The 19,041-nt window shown below is 65.1% G+C and carries 15 protein-coding genes; 6 read left to right on the top strand and 9 right to left on the bottom strand.

What is annotated here, in order from left to right; all coding sequences use genetic code 11:
- Nucleotides 1-53: 53 nt before the first annotated feature.
- From ribD to ribH, 4 genes are all read left to right on the top strand, one after another.
- Nucleotides 54-1,124, top strand: coding sequence for a bifunctional diaminohydroxyphosphoribosylaminopyrimidine deaminase/5-amino-6-(5-phosphoribosylamino)uracil reductase RibD (gene ribD / locus AAFP32_RS14850; protein ID WP_350271508.1), 1,071 nt, complete (start codon nt 54-56; stop codon nt 1,122-1,124).
- Nucleotides 1,125-1,166: 42 nt separating this feature from the next.
- Nucleotides 1,167-1,922: a riboflavin synthase gene (locus AAFP32_RS14855; protein WP_350269776.1), complete on the top strand. Its 756-nt coding sequence runs from the start codon at nt 1,167-1,169 to the stop codon at nt 1,920-1,922.
- Complete coding sequence (ribB, locus tag AAFP32_RS14860) at nt 1,915-3,381, top strand: 3,4-dihydroxy-2-butanone-4-phosphate synthase (protein WP_350269777.1); 1,467 nt, start codon at nt 1,915-1,917, stop codon at nt 3,379-3,381. The genes AAFP32_RS14855 and ribB overlap by 8 nt, the downstream gene beginning before the upstream one ends.
- Nucleotides 3,382-3,456: 75 nt before the next feature.
- Entirely contained in the window at nt 3,457-3,927 is a 471-nt protein-coding gene (gene ribH / locus AAFP32_RS14865) for a 6,7-dimethyl-8-ribityllumazine synthase (RefSeq protein WP_350269778.1), read from the top strand.
- 515 nt (nt 3,928-4,442) lie between these two features.
- Here the strand turns inward: ribH and poxB are convergent.
- The 7 genes from poxB to AAFP32_RS14900 all read right to left on the bottom strand — a co-directional run bounded on the left by poxB (nt 4,443) and on the right by AAFP32_RS14900 (nt 14,861).
- Complete coding sequence (poxB, locus tag AAFP32_RS14870) at nt 4,443-6,158, bottom strand: ubiquinone-dependent pyruvate dehydrogenase (protein WP_350269779.1); 1,716 nt, start codon at nt 6,156-6,158, stop codon at nt 4,443-4,445.
- Between the two features lie 169 nt (nt 6,159-6,327).
- Nucleotides 6,328-7,491 (bottom strand): MFS transporter, encoded by a 1,164-nt coding sequence (locus tag AAFP32_RS14875; protein ID WP_350269780.1) that lies wholly within the window; start codon nt 7,489-7,491, stop codon nt 6,328-6,330.
- Nucleotides 7,488-8,735, bottom strand: a complete 1,248-nt coding sequence (locus tag AAFP32_RS14880) for a Wadjet anti-phage system protein JetD domain-containing protein (RefSeq protein ID WP_350269781.1) — start codon at nt 8,733-8,735, stop codon at nt 7,488-7,490. Before AAFP32_RS14880 ends, AAFP32_RS14875 begins: the two co-directional genes overlap by 4 nt.
- Before the next feature lie 41 nt (nt 8,736-8,776).
- Nucleotides 8,777-12,241 carry an ATP-binding protein gene (locus AAFP32_RS14885; protein WP_350269782.1) on the bottom strand — a complete coding sequence of 1,155 codons (3,465 nt, stop codon included), beginning with the start codon at nt 12,239-12,241 and terminating at the stop codon, nt 8,777-8,779.
- Complete coding sequence (locus AAFP32_RS14890) at nt 12,238-12,945, bottom strand: DUF4194 domain-containing protein (protein ID WP_350269783.1); 708 nt, start codon at nt 12,943-12,945, stop codon at nt 12,238-12,240. The genes AAFP32_RS14885 and AAFP32_RS14890 overlap by 4 nt, the downstream gene beginning before the upstream one ends.
- A complete protein-coding gene (locus AAFP32_RS14895; protein ID WP_350269784.1) occupies nt 12,942-14,405 on the bottom strand; it encodes a DUF3375 domain-containing protein in 1,464 nt (487 codons plus the stop codon). Before AAFP32_RS14895 ends, AAFP32_RS14890 begins: the two co-directional genes overlap by 4 nt.
- 45 nt (nt 14,406-14,450) lie before the next feature.
- Nucleotides 14,451-14,861 (bottom strand): MmcQ/YjbR family DNA-binding protein, encoded by a 411-nt coding sequence (locus tag AAFP32_RS14900; protein WP_101620729.1) that lies wholly within the window; start codon nt 14,859-14,861, stop codon nt 14,451-14,453.
- A 109-nt stretch (nt 14,862-14,970) separates the two neighbouring features.
- Between AAFP32_RS14900 and AAFP32_RS14905 the strand changes: the two genes are divergently transcribed.
- Nucleotides 14,971-15,963 carry an asparaginase domain-containing protein gene (locus AAFP32_RS14905; protein WP_350269785.1) on the top strand — a complete coding sequence of 331 codons (993 nt, stop codon included), beginning with the start codon at nt 14,971-14,973 and terminating at the stop codon, nt 15,961-15,963.
- 92 nt (nt 15,964-16,055) lie between these two features.
- On the opposite strand, the gene AAFP32_RS14910 is transcribed toward AAFP32_RS14905, so the two are convergent.
- Nucleotides 16,056-17,078: an NADP-dependent oxidoreductase gene (locus AAFP32_RS14910; RefSeq protein WP_350269786.1), complete on the bottom strand. Its 1,023-nt coding sequence runs from the start codon at nt 17,076-17,078 to the stop codon at nt 16,056-16,058.
- A gap of 93 nt (nt 17,079-17,171) precedes the next feature.
- Entirely contained in the window at nt 17,172-17,996 is an 825-nt protein-coding gene (locus AAFP32_RS14915) for a DUF402 domain-containing protein (protein ID WP_101620732.1), read from the bottom strand.
- Nucleotides 17,997-18,076: 80 nt separating this feature from the next.
- Between AAFP32_RS14915 and AAFP32_RS14920 the strand changes: the two genes are divergently transcribed.
- Nucleotides 18,077-19,024 carry an amidohydrolase family protein gene (locus AAFP32_RS14920; protein ID WP_101620733.1) on the top strand — a complete coding sequence of 316 codons (948 nt, stop codon included), beginning with the start codon at nt 18,077-18,079 and terminating at the stop codon, nt 19,022-19,024.
- Nucleotides 19,025-19,041 lie beyond the last annotated feature (17 nt).

Raw genomic sequence — 19,041 nt, forward strand, 5'->3', positions numbered from 1 at the left:
GGCCGGGAGGTTTTTTCATGCAGGCGGGGTTCACCAATCTCGAAACGACAGCGATGTCCGCGGCTCTGCAGGCTGCGCGAAACGGCCACCGAGGAGCAAATCCGCTGGTGGGAGCCTCGATCCTGACGAGGGACTCGCAGATCGTCGTCGGCCATCATGCAGGAGTGGGCAGTCCCCACGCCGAGGTGGACGCCATCACCACAGCCATCGACCTCGGCGTCGACCTCACCGAAACCACCCTGTTCGTGACCCTGGAGCCGTGCAACCACACCGGCCGGACCGGGCCGTGCGCCCAGGCGATCATCGCTGCCGGGATCCCCGATGTCGTCTTCGCTCTGCCGGATTCGAACGATGTCGCTGCCGGCGGTGAAGCCACCCTCGCCGAGGCGGGGGTCCGGGTCCGCTCCGGCCTGGGCCGCGACGAGTCGCTGGCTCTCAACGCCCGGTGGCGGGACGCCGTCGACGCCGAGCGTCCGTTCGTCACGGCAAAGATCGCGCAGAGTCTTGACGGCATGGTCGCAGCCTCCGACGGAACCAGCCAATGGATCACCTCGGCGGAGTCGAGGGAGCATGCGCATCAGTTCCGGTCCCGGGTCGACGGGATCCTCGTCGGCACCGGAACCGTCCTCACCGATGACCCGCGGCTCAATGCCAGAGGCCCAGGCGGTGAACCGCTGGATTCACAGCCGGTGCCCATCGTGCTCGGGCTGACGCCCCTGCCACCGGAATCCTTCCTCGCGCTCAACCCTGACACGGTTCACCTGCGCACACGCGACATCACGGCGGCACTGGGCGAACTGCATGCTCACGGTATGCGGCACATCCTCATCGAGGGCGGCCCCAGCGTACTTGGCGCCTTCTTCGCCGCCGGCGCAGTCGACGAAGTCTTCTGCTATCAGGCGCCCCTGCTGATCGGGCCGGGGAAGTCCAGTCTCTCGGGCATGAGCACTTCGACGCTGAGCGAGGCCGTCAGCCTGGTTCCCGACGAGACGGCCGAACCTGCAGTGGAGCGGCTTGGACCCGATGTGCTGCTGCACTTCATCACTGGCAGCGCCAGCGTCGGCGGCACTGACGGCACTGACGGCACTGACGGCACTGACGGCACTGACAACTACACCATCTGAGACACCATCAACTCACTGTTCGCACACTCACTCGGAGGGCACATGTTCACCGGCATCATCGAAGAGCTCGGCACCGTCGCGGCCATCGACCACTTGGACGATTCTGCTGTCATCACCATCGACGCCAAGGGCCTCGTCGACGACCTCGGTCTCGGCGGCTCACTGGCCGTCAACGGGGTGTGCCTGACCTCGGTCAGAACCGGCGATGCCTCGCCTCCAGGCAGCGCGACTGCCGAGTCGCCTGGCCCCTTTGTCGCGGAGTCGTCTGGCAGCTTCACCGCGGAAGTGCCCGGCCCCTTCACCGCCGAGGTGATGGGTGAGACCCTGCGTCTGACCGGGCTGGGAGCCTTGCGCCCCGGGGACCAGGTCAACCTGGAGAGATGCACGCCCGCCGCGGGGCGCTTCGACGGTCATGTGGTGCAGGGACATGTCGACGGTTGCGGGGAGCTGCTGAGCCGAGACGACCACAACGAGTGGTCGACGCTGCGGATCGCAATCCCGAGTCCTCTCGCTCCCTATACCGCCAGCAAAGGTTCCATCGCCCTCAACGGTGTCTCGCTGACGCTGACTGCGGTGTCCGAACCCTCTGCGGAAAACGCCTGGGTCGAGGTCGGACTCATCCCTGCCACACTGACCCACACCACGTTCGGCGAGCTGGCCCCCGGCGATCCGGTCAACGTCGAGGTGGACGTGCTCGCGAAGTACACCGCCCGCCTGCTGTCATTCGGTGCCGCCCCAGATACGACCGTCATCTTCAACTCAACCACCAGCACCCGGCAAGGAGCCGACCATGACTGAGACCACCCCGACAGGCGCGCGGCCCAACCCGACTCCGCTGAGCGCTGGGCACGATCGAGTTCAGGCACACGCACGGCTGGACCCGATCCACGAAGCAATCGCCGCCTTCGCTGCGGGCCGGCCCATCGTCGTCGTCGATGACGAGGACCGCGAGAACGAAGGCGACCTCATCATGGCCGCGGAGTTCGCCGAGGCTGCGACCATGGGCTTCTTCGTCCGCTACACCTCTGGTGTCATCTGTGCACCCATGGATGCTGAGCGTGCCGCTGCGCTCGATCTGCCGCCCATGGTCACCGCCAACGAAGACCCGAAGGGAACCGCCTACACGATCAGCTGCGACGCAGTCGGCGTGACCACAGGAATCAGTGCCGCCGAGCGGGCCCTGACCGGACGCCACCTTGCCGCCGCAGTTCCCGATCCGGCATCGATCACGCGCCCCGGACACGTGTTCCCGCTCATCGCCAAATCCGGTGGAGTCCGTGAACGCCCCGGCCACACGGAAGCTGGAGTCGAGTTCGCGCGTCTGGCAGGCGCCACTCCTGTGGCGATGATCGGCGAGGTCGTCCACGACGACGGCTCGATGATGCGCTTCGACGCCCTCCGTGAGTTCGCCGATGCCCACACACTCGTGATGGTCTCGATCGAAGAACTCGTCGATTACCTGAACGAATCAGAACGCGAAGGCACTGTGAGCGCCGCGCTCAGCTCGGATGTCGAATCGAGGGCTCACAGCTCGACTGCTCACAGCTCGACGCATGAGTCGGGTGCGAACCCGCCTGCGATCGATTCCTCGACGGAGGTGCCGCTGCCGACGAAGCACGGGAGCTTCAGAGCCCGCGCGTTCACGATCGACGGTCACGACCACCTCGGCGTGTTCTCCGGAGTGGACTCTGCCGCCGTTGTCGATGAGTCGACAGCTCAGGAGTCTTCGCTGCGGGGGCCCGCTCCTCTGGTTCGGGTGCATTCGGAGTGCCTGACCGGGGACGTCTTCGGGTCTCACCGATGTGACTGCGGAGAACAGCTGGATCTGGCGATGCAGCGAATCTCCGAGGAAAGCGGGGCCGTGATCTACATGACCGGCCACGAGGGCCGCGGAATCGGGCTAGGCAACAAACTCCGCGCGTATGCGCTGCAGGATCGGGGCCTGGACACGGTCGACGCCAACCGTGAGCTCGGCTTCCACGACGATGACCGTGACTACCACGCAACCGCGGAGATCCTGCGCTCGATCGGCCTGACCCGCATCCGCCTGCTGACGAACAACCCGGACAAGACCCGGGCGCTCGAAGCGCTGGGAATCACGATCGAGGCTGTGGTTCCGCTCGAGATCCCCGCACGGCCGGAGAACTCGAACTACCTGAACACCAAGCGCGAACGCATGCACCACACGCTGACCCTGCCCTCTGTGGTCGGAAGCTCCACGGCCTGGGCGTCCATCACTGAGAAGCACCACTGCTGAGCAGCAGCTTCACTCACACGAACTCCTCACCACTGACTGGGCCGGCCACCACGGCCGCTACGAAAGGATCCACCCATGGCACACTCCGGAGCACCCGAGCTCACCGTCTCCGCGGCCGATACTCGAGTCGCCATCGTTGCAGCATCCTGGCACACACAGATCATGGACGGTCTGGTCGACGGAGCCCAGCGGGCAGCCACCGAAGCCGGGGCCGAGGCCACCCTGATTCGAGTCCCGGGAAGCTTCGAATTGCCGATGGCTGCGGCACGTCTGGCTCCGCACTTCGACGCGGTCGTCGCACTCGGCGTCGTCGTCCGTGGCGGCACTCCGCACTTCGACTATGTCTGCCAGGCTGCCACTGACGGCCTCAACCGCGTCGCCATCGACTCGTGCAAACCGGTCGGTTTCGGGGTGCTGACCTGCGACACCGAGGAGCAGGGACTCGACCGTGCCGGGCTCGAGGGCTCGCAGGAAGACAAAGGCCACGAAGCCATGACCGCTGCACTGGTCACCGCGCAGGCTCTGGCGGACTACCCGATCGTGTGAACAATGAAGGAACCTCAAATTTCAGCTCGCAGAGGGAGCCGAAATTCATCCTTCAGACTGATGCGCTGCCAACGCCCACTCGGTACCTTGGCACTATGGCTATGAGTGATGAAATTGTCAGATGCACACGTGGCGCCTACTACGAGTCGCGATGGGTGCCCATGATGTCGTTCAAGGCTATCCGGCTCGGAGCCTATCGACTTCAACGTTGTCCTGTTCATCGGCGCTGGGAACTCGCCAGCATCGTCCCCGAAGAAGACCTGACACCACAAATAGTCAACGCGGCCGCAGAATACCCAGCATCACGGGTGCCATAATTGCTCGTCCGGTTTAAGGCGGTGTTGGGCGAGTCCGCTGTGAAGTAGACGAAGAAACTTGCTGATCGCCAAAGGTCGGCAAATACCCCATGTACGACGACAGACCCGTCGCCGGCTAGACAACTGCTCTACCGGCGACGGGTCTGTTCTGCGTTGCAGTTCGCCGTCAGGCGACTACCCTGCAGCGAACTCTGAGCCTCAGAACAGCTGGCGGATGTTTGCCTGGGCTAGGTCGATGAGTTCGTCGCCCTTGCCGGAGAGCACCGTGCGAACGGCGTAGAGGGCGAAGCCCTTGGCCTGTTCCGCGGTGATCGTCGGCGGCATTGACAGCTCCTGCCGTTCGGTGACCACGTCGAGCACCGCGGCACCGTCGTAGGCGAGGAATTCACGCACGACCTTCGGCAGATCCTTCGACTTCTCGACGCGGAAGCCCTTGATGCCGACCGCCTCGGCGATGGTGGAGAAGTCGGGATTCGACAGCTCCGTACCGAAGGTGACGAAGCCGGCGGCCTTCATCTCCAGCTCCACGAAGTTCAGCGAGGAGTTGTTGTAGACGACGGCCTTGACCGGCAGCTTGTTCTGCGTGAGGGTGATGAGCTCGCCCAGCAGCATCGCCAATCCGCCGTCTCCGGCCATGGCGATGGTCTGACGATCCGGGTACGCCGACTGCACGCCGACGCTCTGGGAAAGAGCATTGGCCATGGAGCCGTGGCTGAAGGACCCAATCAGCCGACGCTTGCCGTTCATGGTCAGATACCTGGCGGCCCAGACAACAGGTGAGCCCACGTCCGGGATGAACACCGCATCGTCGTCGGCCATCTCATCGATGAGGCGGGTCAGGTACTGCGGGTGGATCGTCCGCTTCGACGGAGTTGCGAGTTCGTCGAGGTCTTTGCGGGTCTTTTCGTAGTGCTTGGTCATCGACTTCAGGTGCGTGCTGCTGCGATTCGGCTTGATCAGCGGCAAGAGTTCGCCGACTGTGTCAGCTACGGTGCCCACCAGCCCGATGTCGACGCGTGTCCGGCGACCGATCTGGGAGCCTCGGACATCGGCCTGGATGACTGTCGCATCCTCGGGATAGAACTGCTGGTAGGGCAGGTCGGTGCCCAGCATGAGCAGGGTGTCGCAGCCCTTGAGGGCATGGTATCCCGAGGAGAACCCGAGCAGTCCGGTCATCCCCACGTCGTAGGGGTTGTCGTATTCGATGAATTCCTTGCCGCGCAGCGAGTGCACGATCGGAGCCTGCAGCTTGGATGCGATGGCGATGAGCTCATCGTGGGAGCCTTGCGTTCCGGCGCCGGCGAGGATCGTGACCTTCTTGCCCTTGTTCAGCGCCTTCGCAGCCGCGTCGAGCTGGGATTCGGCGGGGATCACACGGGGCGCGTAGGACCGAACCACCTCGGCGGCGGCAGAGATGTCGGTGAGTCCGACGTCACCGGGGATGACGAGGACTGCAACACCACGCTTCTCAACGGCTTCACGCATCGCAATGCGCAGCAGGCGCGGCATCTGCTCCGCGGTCGCCACGTGTTCGACGTAGACGCTGCATTCGCGGAACAGCTCGGTCGGGTGGGTCTCCTGGAAGTAGTTCGAACCGATCTCATCGCTGGGGATCTGGGCGGCGATCGCGAGGACCGGTACACGGGAGCGCTGGGCATCGTAGAGGCCATTGATGAGGTGGAGGTTTCCCGGTCCGCAGCTGCCTGCGCAGACGGCGAGTTCACCGGTCAGTGCGGCCTCGCCGCTGGCGGCGAAGGATGCCGCCTCTTCGTGGCGGACGTGGACCCAGTCGAGCTGAGGGTTGACGCGCAGAGCGTCGGTGAAGCCGTTGAGCGAATCTCCCGGGATCCCGTAGACGCGCTTGACTCCGCTGGCCACGAGCGTATCGACGATGTTTCCTGCGACGGTGGGCATAGGATTCCTTCCGTTGAAACACGTGGAGCTCTCAGCTCCTGGGTGGACCGCGTCAGCATCCCAGTCAGAGTGCCGACGCAGGCTGGTGCCGCGGTTTCAGTCTATCCCCGGGGTCAGCGGTCTGCGGTTGTGAGGTCAGAGACAGCACGAGAACCCACCATCGGTGCGCTCACGTCCTCGCCGAGAGCACCGTCGTCCCGGTCAGCACCACGGCCATGACGATCACCATCATCGGATAGCCGCCCACAAGCCCGGCGAGAGCGGGACCCGCCACCGGTGCCAGCGCGGTGCCGACGGTGATGGGGGCGACGAAGACTCCGTTGATCGCCCCGAAGTTGGCTGTCCCCCACCTATCGGCGACAGCAGTCGCCTGCAGCAGGGTGATGCATCCGCGCACGCCGCCGGCGAGCATGCCGAAGCCGATGAGCAACCAGATCGGTCCGGGAACGAAGGCCAGGAGCCACAGTCCGATCGCCCCACAGGCGAACAGCAGCACAGTCCTGGCCCGCGAGGTGGTGTGACGTTCGAGGGCGGGGTAGAAGATCCGTCCGGCGACCTGCCCGAAACCCACGAGCCCGAGGGCGACAGCTGCGAGCCCATATGCGGCTCCGCGCTCAAGGAGGAGCGGGATGATGTTGATCGTCACAGCGAAGAGGGTGAAGGTCGACAGGGCAACGGCGAGCTGCAGGATGATGAAACGATTCGACCGTGTGATCGTGCGGATCTCAGCCCACGATGGGGTCCGAGTCTGTCCGGCTGCCTCGTCGGTCCATTTCCGGTTGAGGAAGAACAGGTGGAGCGGCAGTGCTGTGACTGCCAGGATCCCGGCGAGGACGACGTAGGTTGTGCGCCATCCGGCGGCATCGATGAGCCAGGCGATGATCGGCGCGAACACAGTTGAAGCAAGGCCGCCGACGAGAGTGATCGTCGTCAGCGGCTTGACCCGGTCTGCCCCGTACCAGCGGGTGACGACGGCGAAGGCGGGCGGGTAGAGCGTGGCCGCCTGCGCGAATCCCGCGAGCACCCAGGCAAGGAAGAAGACGATGAGGTTCGGTGCTGCCGCCACCAGCAGCAATGCCGCGATGCCGATGACCGTGCCCAGGCTCATGAGCGTTCGTGGACCGTGGGAGTCCAGCAGTCTGCCGACGTGCACACCGGCGAGCGCCGAGACGATGAGACCCATGGTCAGTGCCGCGGTCACGGTCGTCTGGCTCCAACCCATCTCGGCAGAGATCGGCGTCACCGCCACCGGCAGCGAGTAGTAGAGCAGGCCCCAGCTGGCCAGTTCGGCAATGCAGAGGGCGGCCAGTCCTCCGCGGGGGCGGTCGGTCACCCCTGTTCCCCCGCCGTCAGCGCGGGCTCCCCCGCCGAGGCGGTCAATCGTTCCAGCACCGTGCCCCAGGGAATACGCTCCTGTTCGAGGCGGACATCGCCCTCGGTTCGCAGGCGGGCGAGCGCCCGGGCTTCCGTCCCAGTCAGTTCCGGGAACTTTCCTGCGTGTGGTTTCGGCTCCTGCACCCACAGGTCTTTGTGATCGATGAGTATGCCCTCGTCCATGAGCGTCGATTTCACTCCCGGCAGGTGTGTACGCAACCGCGAGAGGATCGCGAAGCCGTGCGAGTCGAGGTCGCCCCAGTAGATGACGCGAGCCCCGTGCACCCAGGCCAGGCGGGCGACATTGTCCACGGCATAGCCCGAGCCGTGCACCGCTACGGCGCTGATCCAGGCGGGCATGGCGAGCACAGATTCGAGGTTCTCGAACACGAAGACGAGCCGCGGCGCGATTGTCAGCTCGCTCAGTTGGGACACGGGCGCGGTGATGTCGCTCAGACCTGACGGCGCAAGATTTGGGTCGAGGATGCGCATTCGTATCCGCGGTTGGGCGTCGAGGACGTCTATTGCATCGGGTCGCCTGGTTGCCTCCAACAGTGCCGTGACCAAGGAGCGGTGCGTCTCGAACCATTTCGAGTCGACTCCGCGGATCGGCAATTGTCTGGGCCGCAGGGTTCCCACAGGGTGATCGCGCAACCATTCGACAACATCGAGGAGGGTGTCGAATTCGGCCTGTCCGAGTCCGAGGATCCGTTTCGTGTGAGCCGTGATCGCCGAGGCGGCCGTGTGCTGATCGTGAAACCGTGACCTGATCGTCGCGGTCCGGTCCCGAAGACGACGCCACTGTCGTGCATCGTCCCCACCGACGAAATTCGCCACAGTCTCCGGGGTTCCCAGCCGCAGGCGCAGTGGGATCTGTTGACGGCCGACCCGCGCCCAGGAGCGCTCGGTCCAGTCGACGACCGGATGGCTCAGGTTCTCCGGCTTCGAATCGCCGGCATCGGGGCTGGCGATCTTCCGCCAGCTCCCGGCCCATTCCATTGCGGCCGGCTGGTCCTGAAGCACCTGTTTCTCCGTGGGCGGGTGCAGGGCGATCTCGACGACCGCCGCGGTGGGAGCACTGACCTCGGAGCCCTCGTCTGGGCTGGTGCCGATCGGTTCATGCCGGGTGGCCCAGGTCGACATGGATGAGCGCAGGCGGTTGCGGGCCTTCGCCCGCGCCTCAGCGACGGTGAGCATCGTCATCGACGCCTCACCTGGTCAGTCCTCATCGACGCCTCACCCGCTCAGCTCTCATCGTCATTCTCATCCGTGCCTGCGTGATCGCCGATGCCTCCGTGGTCACCAACAACCGTTTCGTCCGCGTCGGCTCCACCGCTGGGCTCCTCCCTATTCTCCGTGTCCCAGACCATGGTCGCTGCCAGGGTCTTCTGCCGACTCGGGTTCTCGATCGCGGTCGCCGCACCGACATAGGGTTCGATGGTCTGCAGAAGTTTCTGCGGGGTGGCCAACACCATGTGGAACCCGAACTCGATGAAGATGTCGAGTGCCATGCGCGTGTACCTCGTGTCGGCCTTGTCGAAGGCCTCATCGAGTATGATCGTGCCGTACTTCGAAATCGCCTCATCGGGATCGGCCAGCTGGTAGCGCAGTGCCGCTGCGAGGCAGAAGATCACAAGCTTCTGCTGCTGACCGCCGGACATCGCAGCACCGGAATCGTAGGTCGCGTGCGCGCGACCGTGGTCGTCGATCTCCTCGGCCAGGAAGCTCACGTGGAGACGAGTGTCGAGGCACTGGTTCTTCCACACCTTGTCGACGTGCTCACTCGAGGAGAACCGGCGCATCACCTCGGCGAGGGTGTCGTATTTGTCCTCCGCAGTCGCCATGTCCTCTTCACCCCAGGTGCCGCCGGCGACCTTGCGGAGGTCGGAGATGAAGGCGTTGACGGTTTCACTGCGCCGAGTCTTGACCTTCAACCGCAGATAGCGGCCCTCGTCGAACTGGGACCGCAGGAGGGAGGAGTTGATCGGCGCGACCCGGTCCTCGATCTCGCGTGGTGCGGCGTGGATCTCGTTGAGGAGTTCGCCGATGAGATCGCGGGAGCGCTGCCGCAGCAGGTCCCGGAATCTGTTCTCGTGATCGGGCAGTCCGTGAGCCAGGATTTCGTCGAGCATCCCGAGATAGTCATGCCGATCGGCGACATCGGCGGTGAGGTCGGAGGCCACCGAGGACCACGCGGCCTTGAACTCAGCGGCCAGCCGGGTGACGGCCTGACCTGCCTCGGTCGCCACGGCCTGCGCCTTGTCCTTCTCCGATTGCAGGGCCTGGGAGACCTGCTGGCCGATCTCCGGCAGAGACTCGCGTCTGATGCTGCGCTGGATCGTTGTGAACCGGGCCTCGAGCGCCTCGGCAATCCTCGGATCCACCTCGGGGATGACCCCGGCACTGACGTCGTCCTCGAGACGACTGAGACCGGCCCGCAGACTCGTGATCTCCTCGTTCGCCCGCCGCAGTCCGTAGTCGGCATCGCGGGTGGCGGCCTCGGCGGATTCCTTCGCCGCACGAGCCTCGCGTTCGGCCCCGATCGCCTGCTGCAGGTCACCGTCGGAGTCCTCGAGTTCACGCAGGGCCTTCTCCAGGGTCGCGATCGTCTCCTTGGCCCCGGCCAGGTCCACATCGCGCCAGGACTGTTCGCGGATTCCGGCGAGGATGCCCTTCCGGCGGTGGGCCCGTGCGGTCTCCGCGTTCGCTGCGTCGACGACGGATTCGGCCTCTGCCAGCTCCGCCTGGGCTTCTTTCAGGGCGGCGATGAGGGCTTCGAGCTTGTTCTCCCGGTCACCGAGCACCCACTGGCTGCGATCGTCGATGCGACGCCGGTCGTCCTTCTCATAGCGGGTCCGGGAGGTCTTGATCTGTCCCTTGCTGGTCACGGCACGGGGATGGTCGTCAAGTTCGTCGGGGCGCTCGACACAGGCGAAGTCGAAGCGTTCGGACAGGGTGGAATGCATCCACTCCCCGAACCCTGTTTCGGCGACAGTGACCTTGTTGACCAGGGACTTCGCGCTGCCCACGGGTCGTGGTCTCGCCGCCTGGGCGGGGATCTCCTCGAACACGAGTCGACCCTTGATCCGGTGGGAGTCGACCCAGGACCGGACCGCACCGAGGTTCTCGCTGCGCACGAGCACCGTGAGCGCCAGCGGACGCAGCACGCGTTCGATCGCCCCGGTCCAGGCGGCGTGGTCGGGGTCGACTTCGATGAGTTCGGCGGCGAAGGGCAGCGCCTTCTCGCTCAGTCCGGTGCCCTCGGCCAGTTCCTGTCGGATCTGGAGCAGATTGCCCGGCACGGTCGAACCGGAACGACGCAGGGAGTCGATCTCAGCTTCCAGTTCCCTGGCCCGCGCTCGGGCCTTGGAGAAACGGTCGTGGTCGGCATGGCTGGGTCCTGCGGCCTGTGTCTCCTCGTCGAGGGTGACCGTGATCTGGGCCTGGAGTTCGGCGAATTCCGCCGCCGAGGTGGGCACCTGTTCGATGTCCGCCTGCTTCAGCTGTCGCTCGAGGCTGGCCCACCTATCGGCGATGGCTCGGCGTTCGGTTTCAGCCGTGTCGATGCGCTGCTGCAGGTGTTCGGCCTCCGATCCGCCCAAGTCGAGGGTTGCGCGGCGGGCGAGGTCGTATTCGTCGACTGCAGCGTCGTAGTCCCTCTTGGCCCGGTCGGCGGCGACCTCGATTTCGACGAACTCCCGACGCTGGGCTGAGAGGTCTGAGCGCATGAGGTCGAGTTCGCGTCGTTTCTGGAACGGCAGCAGGGCATCGTTGAGGGCGATCGACTTCGCCGCGGACTCATGGGCGAAGTCGTATCGGTTCGAGGCCTCGCGCAGCTGCAGGAGGTGATCGCGTTGGCGGCGGAGTTCGACGACGTGGTCGTGGGCGTCCTTGAGATCCCCGAACTGGTTGACCGCAGTCTCGGCCAGGTCGAAGGTGACCGGGGGTTCGAGCATGTGGTCACGGAAGAGTCGGTCGAGGCTGTCGAGGCTCTTCGCCGATTGGGTCTTGTGCAGCAGCTGCAGCGCCGATTCGCTGGCCATGCCGAAGACCTTGCGCATCCGAGCGTAGAACCTGGCGTGGGAACCGTTTGAGGTGATGAGTGCGTCGGGGCGCTCGGTCTTGAGCTTCCTGGTCTCGAGTCCGCTGCGCGCATACTGCTGCAGGTCGGCGAGGTCGAGGCCCGCCCGTTCGAGGATGCAGACGTCGGACAGGTCGGTCATCTTCGTGCCCGAGCCTTTGATGAAGAAGAGCCTGGCCAGCGACAGCGGACGGTCCGTGCCATTGTCGTAGCGGAGGATGATGCCGCTCCACGTGGCGCGCGGACGCAGGTACTTGCTGACGACACGGTCCTCATCGGAATCCGCTGTGCGAGTCCACGCCCCGCGAACGTAGCTGACGAGGCTGCGCTGATCGATGCGACTGCCCGCGGTCTGGGCGGCGACGTTGAAGCGCAGCCATTTGTCCGGGGTGAGCACGGCGGCGATGCCGTCGAGCAGCGAGGACTTACCCGAACCCGAGGGCCCGGTGATCAGGTGGCCCTTGTGGGAGACAGGGATGCGGTGGATGTCCGCGTCGAAGGTGCCCCAGTTCGCGATCTGAATCTCCGATAGCCGCCACTGGCTGCCGACGTCGGGACGATCGGCACCGCGGGCGCGGGCCTGGTCCGCGATGAGCGCAGCGTCGATCGGGAAGAGCGCCTCGGTCATGCCTCGTCCTCCTCAGGATCGTCGGTCTGGGAATCGTCGGTCTCGACGGAACCGAGACCTGCCTCGGCGACGGAGCCCTTGGCCTCTCCCGCCGCGATGCGTTCGTAGACGTCGATGAGCTCGCGCACCTGGTCCTCGTCGATGAGGAACTTCACCATCGGTGAGATTTCGAAACGCTCCTCGCCGGCCTTGTGGAGGACACGCAGACGGTTGCTCATCCGGTTCCAGGCACCGTTGAGATTGCGTTGGAACGTCGATTCGTCGCCGGTGCGGTAGATCGCGAGGCGTTCGTAGACCTCCTCGCGATCGACGATCACACGCCGCTCGCCGGGTGCGGCCAGGAGCAGTTGACGCAGAACGAGAAGCATGGCGGTATCGAGGAAGGTCAGCCGTTCGCTGCGCACAGCCGCGGGCACATCGACCTCCTCGGTGACGACCTTGCGGGTGAAGGCGAATTCGTCGATCTTATCGATGACGAGCTCCAGGAACAGGTCGTGGAGCCGTGATCGCACAATGGCCTCATCGGCGACGAGTGCTGACCACAGCTGCGGACTCTGCGCGCCCGAGACATACGGGCCTTTGAGCAGTTCGAGCAGAACCCTGCGGGTGCGCTCACCCAGGGTCCCGGTGTCGCCGAACCACAGCGCGCTCGGATTCTGGGCGGAGGCTTCAACCTCTGTGGGGGTGTCTGCGGAATCGCTCATAGTGTGATGCTTTCGGTGAAGTAGTGGCGTCGGATCGTGGCGCTGCGCGCAATTCCGTCCACCCCTGCCCATTCGAGTCGGTCCCGCACTTCGGGGTCGACGCTGCCATAGGTGCTGGCAAGGGATAGTAAGCCGACGACGCTGGCCAGGCCCTGTGAGGCTGGGAAATGGTCGAGCACCTCGGCGACGGAGATCTGCTCGGCACCACGGATCGCCCGGTTGACGTTGTCGCACAGTTCCGAGAAGTCGATCTCGGATTCCCGGGCGACGGCGATGAGTTCAGCGAAGTCGATTTCGGTCTCAGTCGCCTCGCCCAATTCGGCACCGGCATCGAATTCGTCTGGGTCGTGGAGGACGACCTCGCCGACGCTGCCCAGAGCGATGCTCGAGAGCTCGAGAACTACGCCGAGGTCGTCGTAGGGTTTGCGGACCTGTGAGACCGGGGCCGCCGCGGCCAGAGCATTCTGAATCAGCGCGCGCATCACGCGGTCGCGTTGGAATTCGTGGGAGTGGACGTAGCGGCGCAGTCCGCGGGCGAATTCGGAGAGGATGTCGGAGACTTCGCGGGAGCCGTCCTTCATCTGTCGCATCAGGGTGCGCAGCGACCGGCGGGTCTCGACCGTCAGCGTGGCCGAGAAGTCGCGGTCGAGGATCGCTGCGATGTCCTCGTCGAAGGCCGAGGCCTGCTCGGGATCGCGGACGAGCGCGGAGAAGGCAGAGAACGTTCTGCCCTCATCGGAGGACTCGATGAGGTCGACGCCGCGGAAGACCTCGTGAAGGACCTGGGACTGTGAGTCCTCGGCGGCCAGTATCGAGATCCGCAGCTCCTGGTTGAGCTCTTCGAAGCGGGCGCGGACGCGGGCGAAGTCGGCGGGCAAACCCTGCGCTTGTTGGAGTATGTCGCCAACGCGTTCATTCGCGCGGCGCCGGTCGAGGACGATCGAGCGTGGGTCACCGCGGCGGACGCGGGCGATCTCAGCATCGATGCGGTCACGTTCGGCTCGCAGGGACGCCAGCCGACGGGAGCTGTCCGGGTCGGTGTCGATGGCCAACTGGCGCACCGATTGGGCGAGGCTGACCAGTCGTGATTCGGTCGCGGTCTGGGGTGGGGTGCGCAGCTGTTCGAGCATGCGGATGGCGTCGAATCCCGCCGCGGAGAGTTCGTAGGTCTCACCCCTCGCCGAGGTGGCGGGCCGGCGGACGAGAACCTCCGCCCGGCGCCAATCATCACAGTAGGCCTTGGCCGTCCGCGTGGACAGATCGAAGTGGTCCCGCAGCTCTTCGAGGTCCGAGTCGATGGACTCGTGCAGCTCTTCGGTGGAGATTCGAGTGCCGGGCTTGCCCAGGTGCGTGCCCAGTACCGCGGCCATGACCGGGAGATGGTCGGCCCGCAGCATGCGCAGTGTGGCATTCGCATCGAGCAGCCGCCTGTAGGCGAGTGCGGAGCTGAGGGCGGACATGTCACCTATTGTCTGCGCCGGTGGGGTCCGTTGCCAACTTCGGGGTTAGTCATCGGCTCGGCCTCCGAACGTCGCCGGGTCCACGGGACGATCACGTTTGGCCATCTTCGCAACGACCAGACAGTAGGACTCGAGGACGAGGTCATGGAGTAGGTCCACGTCGAGGGTAGTGCCTGCGGCATCCTCCTCGCCTGCGCCGGCGACCGTGATCCAGTGCAATTTGTTCATGTGATAGGCAGGGGTGATCTCCTCGTAGGCGTCGCGCAGCACCTCCGAGTCGAGTGGGTCGATCTTGAGATTCATGCTGGGCACGCCGCGCAGATCGAAGAACATCAGGAACATCTTCCCGCGCACCTTGTACACGGCATACTCCGGCCCGAACGGGTGCTCGATCTCCACCGACGGATATTGGATCGCCTGGTCATGAGCGAGTGCGAGCACGGTGTCAGGATCCATGCCTGGATGCTAGCAAACGGCCATGACACTAAATGGACGAGTCAGGGTGGACGAGTCAGGGTGGACGGGTCAGCATCGAACCAGCTGGCCGACCGATAGAATCATCCCCATGTCTGCGAACTCTCCTCACCTCCTTGTCGCCGCCCTCGGCGGAACCATCGCGTCGACCTCGAACCAGTCGGGAGGCGTGGCCCCTGCACTCAGCGGAGCGGAGATCGCCGCAGCTGCCGGCCTCGACCAGATCTGGCCGGATCTGCAGGCCGATTTCACCCAGGTGTCGCAGGTCTCCAGCGCCAATGTCACCCTCGATATGCTCTTCGAGGTCCGCGAACTGGCCCGCACATGCGAGGCCGATGGCATCGTCCTGACACAGGGCACCGACACGTTGGAGGAGAGCGCCTTCGCCCTCTGGCTGCTCAATGATTCGGCGACCCATATCGCCGCCACCGGAGCCATGCGCAACCCGACCCTGCCAGGCGCCGATGGACCGGCAAACGTGCGCGCTGCGGCCCTGACCGCACTCTCTCCCCTGGCCGAAAACTTGCCCGCAAGCCTGGTCTTCAACGACGAGATCCACGATCCGCGTTTCGTGCGCAAGTCCCATGTGACCTCGACTGCGGCGTTCTCCTCCGGTCCCGTCCTCGGCGCCATCGGGTGGCTCAGCGAGGACACCGTCCGACTCCCCCACTCGCCCTCCGCCGTCGATGTCTCGCTTTTCGCGGGCCTCCCCCGCCCCGAAGCACTTGCCACGGTCGCACTCGTCGAGGTGGGGATGGGCGAACCCGAGGCGACACTGACCCAGCTCATCGACTCCGGTTTCACCGGTGCAGTCCTCGCTGGAGTCGGCGGTGGCCACGTCCCCGAGCACCTGGTGCCGGCGGTGGCCCGCCTCGGCGAGGCCATGCCCGTGATCCTGGCATCACGGCCTGGCTCGGGCGCGAGCCTGACCCGCACCTACGGCTACCCCGGCGGTGAGATCGGACTGCTCGAGTCCGGCCTCATTCCCGCCGGGATCCTCGACTCCCGAAAGGCCCGCATCGTCCTGACCTTGGCCCTGAGCATGGGGCTTGACCCCGCCGAGGCGTTCGCCCAATTCGCGTGAGTGCCAGTCGAGGAACCGCCACAGATCGACCAGCACCTATCGACAGTCAAGTAGTCTGACGCACCAACCGACAGACCTCTCCGAAGCAGTTCTCAGCTCTGCGCGCCGACGGCCACGACCATCTTGCCGAAGTTTCGGCCGTTGAGCAGGTCATTGAAGTATTCGGGTGCCTTTTCCAGCCCAGGGCGGATGTCCTCGCGGTAGCGAATCTTTCCTTCCTTGATCCAGCCGCTCATGTCGGACAGGAAGTCGTCATGGTACTTTTCGACGAATTCGGTCTGGATGAAGCCGCGAACGGTCAGTGACTTCGTCAGAATGTTGCCCATGAGTGCACCCGAACGGTCGGGGCCTTCCGGCAGTTCGGTGAGGTTGTAGTTGGCAACGAGGCCGCATAGAGGCACACGAGCATAGGTGTTCAGTCGCGGAAGCACTGCCGAGAACACATCTCCGCCGACGTTTTCGAAGTAGACGTCGATACCCTGCGGCACCGATTCTTTGAGCTCGTTCCTGAGGTTGCCCGACCGGTGGTCCAGTGCCACGTCGAAGCCGAGCTCGTTCAGGTGGGCGACCTTGTCCGGTCCACCTGCGATGCCGACGGCCTTCGCACCCTTGATCTTCGCGATCTGACCGACGACGGAGCCGACGGGACCTGTGGCGGCAGCGACGGCAACGGTTTCGCCGGGCTGCGGACGGCCGATCTCCAGGAGACCTGCGTACGCGGTGAAGCCTGGCATTCCGAGAACGCCGAGGGCTGTGCTGATCGGTGCGATCTCCGGATCGACGCGGCGCAGGTGCGCGGCGTTCTCGACGGAGTACTCCTGCCATCCACCGTAGCCGAGGACGGTGTCACCTGCGGAGAAGTTCGACGAGTTCGACTCGACGACCTCGGAAACCGTGGCGCCGCCCAAGACGTCGCCGAGTTCGACCGGCTTCGCGTAGGACTTCGCCTCCGACATCCGGCCGCGCATGTACGGGTCGAGTGAGAGGTACAGGGTGCGCAGGAGGACCTCGCCGTCCTGCGGCGTCGGCAGGTCAACCTCGTCGAGGAGGTAGTTCTCCGCCTTCGGCTCGCCGACCGGACGAGAATTCAGACGAATCCTGTGGTTTGTCGTCATCGAGATGCTTCCTTTCATCACCGCCGCGCACTGTCTGCGCGCGGTCGTTGCGTGTCTGCGAGGCTGAATCGGCAGTGGCCGAACCGGCAGCGCCTAAATCCAGTCCTTGCTGTAGCAACCACTTTGGACCCGGTGATGTTCCTGTTTTCGCGAAGTATTCGAGGTCATCTCGGACGCCAGCTCTCGAGCCTTCATCTCCCACTTCGGGTCGAACGCCCAGGTGAACTCGCCGAGGTGGTCAAGCAGTTGCGAACCATTGTGCCGGATGGCATCCGACCACTCACGTGGCCACGCACCGTAGTTCGCCGCGGCGGCGAGCTCATCCACGTCCTTGAACACCGCCCCGTTCGGGTTGAGCACTGGTTCCCCGTTCGCCCCCTCTGCCGAGCGCGCGTGCAGTGGTTCGCTGTCGAGCGGGAACGTGATGTCGAGGATGTGATCACTCGTGTACAGCGCATCGTTCGCGCGACGATGGGTGGCCTCGAGGTTGATGTACCAGAGCGCCGAGATCGATCCGGCCGCACCGGATTTCAGCAGCACCCACACGGAGAACGGAGCGTGGCGCGGCACGATCTTCAGCACCCCGACCCCACGCCAGCTGCCCGGGACGCTGATCCGGCGGGGCGCCTCGGCGGGAGGACGGAACCGAGCACGGAGCGGAACATCATGGGGGTCCGTGTCTTCCCAGCCGACTATCCTCGTGTCGGTGGTCTCGGTGCCACCGGCCAGCCACAGGACGGCGCCGGCCGGCCCGTCCTCGATCACACGCATCGGCCGGACCACCTCGGCGTGGTCGCGGTCGAAGTCGAATCGCCGGAACGACCAGGTCACGGTGTCGCCAGGGCCCCAGAACGGCCCCTCGCCCACGCCACGCGTGCCTGGCGGGACGTCGATCTCGTACGGATCGGTGAACTCCATGAGGGCAGTCTAGGTGCGCGGCATGGGTGGGTGCTGGATGCTGCTGACCTTCCTCAGGGTTCGCCGCCTAAGGTGGAGGCATGGAGAACTTCACCCTTCCCGATCGCAAAGACGCGAGCAATCGCAGCGACGCGACCGCGACCCAACCGCCGCGCACCGATGCCGAGATTCCGGCCTACCTCGAGGCCTTGGACATTCCCGGCCTCGCCGACATCCACATCCATTTCCTGCCGCCCAACGTCCTCGACAAGGTGTGGGCATACTTCGACGCTGCCGAAGCCAGCTACGGCTACCCGTGGCCCATCCACTACCGCTACGACACGCAGACGCGCCTGCAGATCGTCCGTGACCTGGGCGTCCGTGCGATCCCGGCTCTGACCTACCCGCACAAACCCGGCATGGCAGCCTGGCTCAATGAATGGAACCGCGAGTTCGCCGCCGCACATGACGATGTCATCCACTGCGCCACCCTCTACGCGGAGCCGGAATCCGCCGACTATGTCCCTGAGGCGCTGGCGGCGGGTGCCCGGCTCTTCAAAGTTCACATCCAGGTGGGCGGCTTCTCCCCTAACGACCGCGTCCTCGATCCGGCGTGGGCGGCACTGGCCGAGGCGCAGGTGCCCATCGTCATCCACGCCGGCTCCGAGCCGCTGCCCGGCACCCACACCGGCCCGCAGGCTGTGGCGAAGGTGCTCGAACGGTTCCCGTCCCTGCAGTTCGTCATCGCCCACATGGGCATGCCCGAGTACGACGCCTTCGCCACCCTCGCCGAAGACTACAGTGGAGTGCACTTGGACACGACCATGTACGCCTCCGGGTTCTTCAACTCCCCCGCCGAGGTGGCCCCCGCTTACCGTGAACGCTTGGCCGGCCTGCAGGACAAGATCATCCTGGGCTCGGACTTCCCCAACATTCCATACCCCTATGCGGATCAGATCTCAGGTCTGGCCGGGCTCGACCTCGGCGACGACTGGATGTGTTCGGTACTGTGGCGCAATGGCGCGCGGATCCTCGGGCTCGAAGGCTGAGTCTCAGTCCTCGCGGG

This window comes from Brevibacterium sp. CBA3109, assembly GCF_040256645.1.
GTDB lineage: Bacteria > Actinomycetota > Actinomycetes > Actinomycetales > Brevibacteriaceae > Brevibacterium > Brevibacterium koreense.